4 protein-coding genes are annotated in these 4,752 nt (G+C 73.9%); 2 read left to right on the forward strand and 2 right to left on the reverse strand.

Features of this window, described 5'->3' with window-relative positions:
* Nucleotides 1-56: 56 nt before the first annotated feature.
* Both ACFRMQ_RS38305 and ACFRMQ_RS38310 read right to left on the reverse strand, forming a co-directional pair.
* Nucleotides 57-824 carry a VOC family protein gene (locus ACFRMQ_RS38305; protein ID WP_380735500.1) on the reverse strand — a complete coding sequence of 256 codons (768 nt, stop codon included), beginning with the start codon at nt 822-824 and terminating at the stop codon, nt 57-59.
* A gap of 81 nt (nt 825-905) precedes the next feature.
* Complete coding sequence (locus tag ACFRMQ_RS38310; RefSeq protein ID WP_380735501.1) at nt 906-2,564, reverse strand: AMP-binding protein; 1,659 nt, start codon at nt 2,562-2,564, stop codon at nt 906-908.
* A gap of 152 nt (nt 2,565-2,716) precedes the next feature.
* Here ACFRMQ_RS38310 and ACFRMQ_RS38315 point away from each other — a divergent pair, with 152 nt between their 5' ends.
* Nucleotides 2,717-3,571 (forward strand): arylamine N-acetyltransferase, encoded by an 855-nt coding sequence (locus tag ACFRMQ_RS38315; RefSeq protein ID WP_380735503.1) that lies wholly within the window; start codon nt 2,717-2,719, stop codon nt 3,569-3,571.
* 160 nt (nt 3,572-3,731) lie between these two features.
* Nucleotides 3,732-4,688, forward strand: a complete 957-nt coding sequence (locus ACFRMQ_RS38320; RefSeq protein ID WP_380735504.1) for a metallophosphoesterase — start codon at nt 3,732-3,734, stop codon at nt 4,686-4,688.
* Nucleotides 4,689-4,752: the final 64 nt, after the last annotated feature.

Genomic DNA, 4,752 nt, shown 5'->3' on the forward strand with positions numbered 1-4,752 from the left:
CGCCCGGACGGGGGCCGGGCGGGGGCCGGGCGGGCGGCCCGGGTGACGCGCCCGGGCTACCTCGGCTCGTGCTTGATCATGGCGAACAGGGCGCCCTGCGGGTCGGTGACGACGGTCATCCGGCCCTCCGTCATGTCGAAGGGCGGGACGAGGACGGTGCCGTTGCGCTTGATCAGGGCGTCCACGGTGGAGTCGACGTCGTCGACCGCGAAGTAGTTCAGCCAGTGGGCCGGGGTGCCGGGCGGGTCGTTGGCGAGCAGCGTGGCGCCGCCCACCGGACGGTCTCCGACGCGCAGCTCCCAGTACTCGACGTCGCCCTCGACCCGGCTGAACTCGATGCCGAACGCCTCGCCGTAGAAGGCGGTGGCGGCTTCGGCGTCGCTGGTGTGCAACTCGTTCCAGATCACCGCGCCGGGCTCGTTGACGACCTTGGCGCCGAAGAACCCGCCCGGCTGCCAGACGCCGAACACCGCGCCCTGCGGGTCGGCGGCGATCAGCATCCGGCCCAGGTCGCCGACATCCATGACCGGCGCGATCAGGGTGCCGCCGGCGCCGACGATCGCGTCCTGGGTGGCCTGGGCGTCGGTGGTGGCCAGGTAGTTGGTCCAGACGGTCGGCTCCGCCGGGTCCGTGGTCGGGCCGATGCCGGCCACGGCCTTGCCGTCGAGCTCGCAGACGGCGTAGCCGCCGAACTCGGCGGGGCCGGGTTGGCCCTGCCAGCCCAGCAGGTCGCGGTAGAAGTCGAGCGCGGCCAGGTGGTCCCCGGCCATCAGGCCCACCCAACACGGGGTGCCGGTCGCGTACGGGGAGGTGACTTCGGGCATGATCGCCCTTTCTGGTGAGGGGTCTCTGCCGGTCACCATCTCCTCGCGGGCGGCGGTTCGCCACTCGGGACGCCGCGACGGTCAGCCGTCGGTGGGGGGCAGCGGCCGTTCGCCGGTCAGCCAGGCCCGGAGGACGTTCTTGCGGACCTTGCCGAGTTCGTTGCGGGGGAGGCGGCGGACGGTCTCGACGCGGGTGGGCCAGTACCAGTCGGTCATGCCGCGTTCGGCCAGCCAGGTGCGCAGCTCGGCGAGGCCGGGGGCGTGGTCGCCGGCCGGGACGAGGACGGCGCAGGGCAGGTCGCCGTGCTCGGCGGGGTAGCCGACCAGGACGGCGTCGGCGATCGCCGGGTGCTCGCGCAGCTCCGCCTCGACGTCCAGGACGGGGATCATCAGCTGGGTGGTGCCCGAGATCCGGTCGCAGGCCCGGCCCGCGTAGCGCAGGCCGCCCTCGCCGTCCGGGCGCACCAGGTCGCCGGTGGCGTACCAGCCGTCGGTGTCGGCGGCGCGCCACCGGAGGCGTCCGGTGTCACGGTCGAAGGTGCCCAGGCAGGTGGAGGGGCTGCGCAGTTCGAGGGGTGAGGCCTGGTCCGGTCCGGCGGGGGGTTCCATCCGCAGTTCGACGCCGGGCATCGGGCCGCCGATGCTGCGGGCGGCCCGTTCGGGCGGGTCGGTGGGGCGGGTGGCGGTGATTCCGGCGGTCTCCGTCGAGCCCAGGGTGTTGACGACGTGCCCGCTCAGGGTCCGGCACACGAGGCCGACCAGTTCGGGCGAGGGGCTCGCGGCCATCACGGCCACCGCCTCCCAGGCGGGCAGGGGCCGTGGTCGGCGGCTCTGCTCCTCGGCGAGGGAGGCCAGCACGGCCGGCGGGGCGAACGGGGCACTGGCGAGGTGGGCGGTGATCAGGTCGAGCCAGCGGCCGGCGTCCCACTCGTCGCGGTACAGGGCGCCGGTGCGCTGGACGAGCGGTCGCAGGATGCCGTTGCGCAGGCCGACGCCGTGGCTGAGCGGGGTGAGCACCGGGAAGGGCTGTCCGGGCAGCGGGGGCGGGAACGGCAGCGGCCGGCGGACCCCCGCGTAGAGGGTGTTCAGGCTGTGGACGGCGGCGGTGGCGCCGCCGGTGGTGCCGGAGGTGAACAGCACCGTCGCGGCCTCGTCCGGTCCGAGGGCGGTGCCCTGTGGCGCGGTCGGGGCGATGGTGCGCAGGAAGGCGTCGAAGTCGAGGGCGCCGGTGGCGGAGGGGTCGCCGAGAACCGCGTGGTGGCGTACGGAGGGAAGCTCGTCGGCGAGCCGGGCGAGGGCCTCGACGTGCTCCGGGCCGGGGCCGCGGTCAGTGGTGACCAGCAGGACGGCTCCGGTCGAGGCGAGCATCCGGCCCACCTCGCGTCGGCCGAACCGCAGCGAGACCGGCATGGTCACCGCGCCGACCCGCCAGCAGGCGAGCGTGAGCACGGCCAGCTCCCAGCGGTCGGGCAGCTGGAAGGCCACCACCTCGCCGGGCCGTACGCCCAGCCCGTACAGTCCGGCGGCGAACCGTTCCACCCGGTCGGCCAACGCGGTGAAGGTCAGGACGGTCGTCCGGTCGTCGTCCGCCCGGTGGCTGATGAACGCGCGCTGGTCGGGCACCTGCTCGACGGCGTCGCGCAGATCGTCCAGGAAGGTCCCGTCGCGCCACCAGCCCCGCTGGCGGTAGTGGACGGCGGTCGCGGGCAGCGGCCGCAAGGCGTCGAACAGCTCCGGCATGGGTTCCTGCTCCCTCGGTGAGACGAGGACCGTTGCGAGCACTGTGGCACAGCCGGACCGCGAGGTCTCCTCGGACCGCCGCCGAGGTGTCGGGCCCCGCCGGGTGGGTAGGCGCGGGGCCGCTGGGGCGTGGTTCGTCCGAGGAGGATCACATGGACAGACCGGTCGGTTCCGTGTGGGGCGGGGACCGGTTGGACCTCGACGCCTACCTGGCACGAACCGGGTACCAGGGCGAACGGGAGCCGACACCGAAGGTGCTGCGGGCGCTGCACGCCGCCCACGTCACCGCGCTCACCTTCGAGAACCTGGAGGTCGTCCTGGGCCGGCCGGTGCGGCTCGACCTGGAGTCCTTGCAGGCCAAGATGGTCCGGGGGCGTCGCGGGGGCACCTGCTGCGAGCAGACCCTGCTCTACGCGGCCGCCCTGGACGCGATCGGTTTCACCTTCACCGCGACGGCGTCCCGCGTCCGGGTGGGCGAGGACCGGCTCCGTCCGGCGACGCACTACTCGCTGCGGGTGGAGGTCGGCGGCGAGGAGTGGTTCAGCGACGTCGGCTTCGGCGCCGAATGCCTCCTGGAACCGCTGCGGCTGCGCGAGGGCGAGGTCGTACGGCAGTCCGGCTGGACGTACGGGCTGGTCCGGGAGGAGGGCCCGACCCCGGGTGCGGCCGGACCGCTGGTGCTGCGGCGCCTGGGCGGCGACGGCTGGTCCGACCTCTACGCGATCGGGGTCGAGCCGCGTTTCCCGATCGACTTCACCGTGACCAGCCACTTCACCTCGACCCACGCCCTCTCGCCGTTCTACCGCAGGCTGCTGGTGCAGAAGCCGGCGGCCGATCAGCGGCTGGCCCTGCGCGACACGGAACTGCGCAGGTGCCTGCCGGACTTCACGGAGGAGAAGCGCCAGGTGGCGGCGGAGGAGCTGCCCCGGCTGCTGGAGGAGGAGTTCGGGGTGGGGCTGGGGGTGGAGGACCGCGCCGCGCTCGTCGCGCGCTACGGGTCGCTGTGAGCTGCTGTGAGCTGCTGTGAACTGCTGTGTGCGGGGGGTTCCGTCGGCGAGTGCTCGATCGGAATTCACACAACTGCCATGTGGCAGTTGTGCCACTTTCCTAGGGTCGGCGGCACCCGACCACGCCCCCCGTGGTCAGAAACCGCACCGTGAGGGCCGCATGAATCACCAGGTGGACGCCGCCGCCCCGGACGCCATCGGCATCGTCCAGATCTCCGACCTGCACTTCCGTGACGCCCCCGGCGCCCGGTCGTTCGTCGCCCACGAGCCCCAGGACGGCCTCGCGGCGGTGATCGCCCACGCGGCGCGGGCGATCGAGGAGTCCGCGGTGGTGGTCGCCACCGGGGACCTGGCGGACCTCGGCGAACCCGCCTCGTACGAGCGGCTCGGCGAGGCGCTCGGCGCGCTGCCCACCCCGGTCTACTGCCTCGCGGGCAACCACGACAGCCAGGAGCCGCTCCAGGCCGTCCTGCCCCGCCCCAACGTGCACCTGGAGCCCGCCGTCCAGATCGGGAACTGGCTGATGCTGCTCCTCGACAGCAACGCCCACGGGCGCGAGGCCTCGGCCGACGGCACCTACCGCGACCGGGACGACCGGGTGCACCGGGCCTCGCACCCGGGCCTCACCCCGGTCGAGGAGGAGCGCGCCCGCGCGATCCTGACGGCCACCCGCGCCGATCACGTCTTCCTCTGGCTCCACCAGCCGCCGTTGCCCGAGATCGCCCCGGCCGGCCAGGTCGACGGCGAACTCGCCCGTCTGATAAGGGACTTCCCCAAGATCCGGGCGATCGGGGCGGGTCACCTGCACGGCGACCTCGGAGGCGAGTTCGAGGGGCGCCCGGTCCACGTCTGCCCGTCCACGTTCATGAGCATCGACCCGCCCAACCGAGCCTTCGAGGGCCCCGGCTACCGCACCTACACGCTGCACCCCGACGGCCGGGTCGAGACCGAGGTCCACATCGTGCCCGGCCCGATGACCGACGCCCTGCGCACCGCCGCTCTGCCGCCCTTCTTCGCCGACCTGATGACGGGGCAGGTCACCGCCGAGCAGCTCGGGGCGCTCAGTGACGAGGAGTTCGAGGAGCGCTACGGCGAACCCCGGCCGATGCGGCGGTAGTTGGCCTTCGCCGGGAGCCGGGAGCCGGGAGCCGGGAGCCGGGAGCCGGGAGCCGGGAGCCGGG

Source organism: Kitasatospora sp. NPDC056783, from assembly GCF_042789895.1.
GTDB lineage: Bacteria > Actinomycetota > Actinomycetes > Streptomycetales > Streptomycetaceae > Kitasatospora.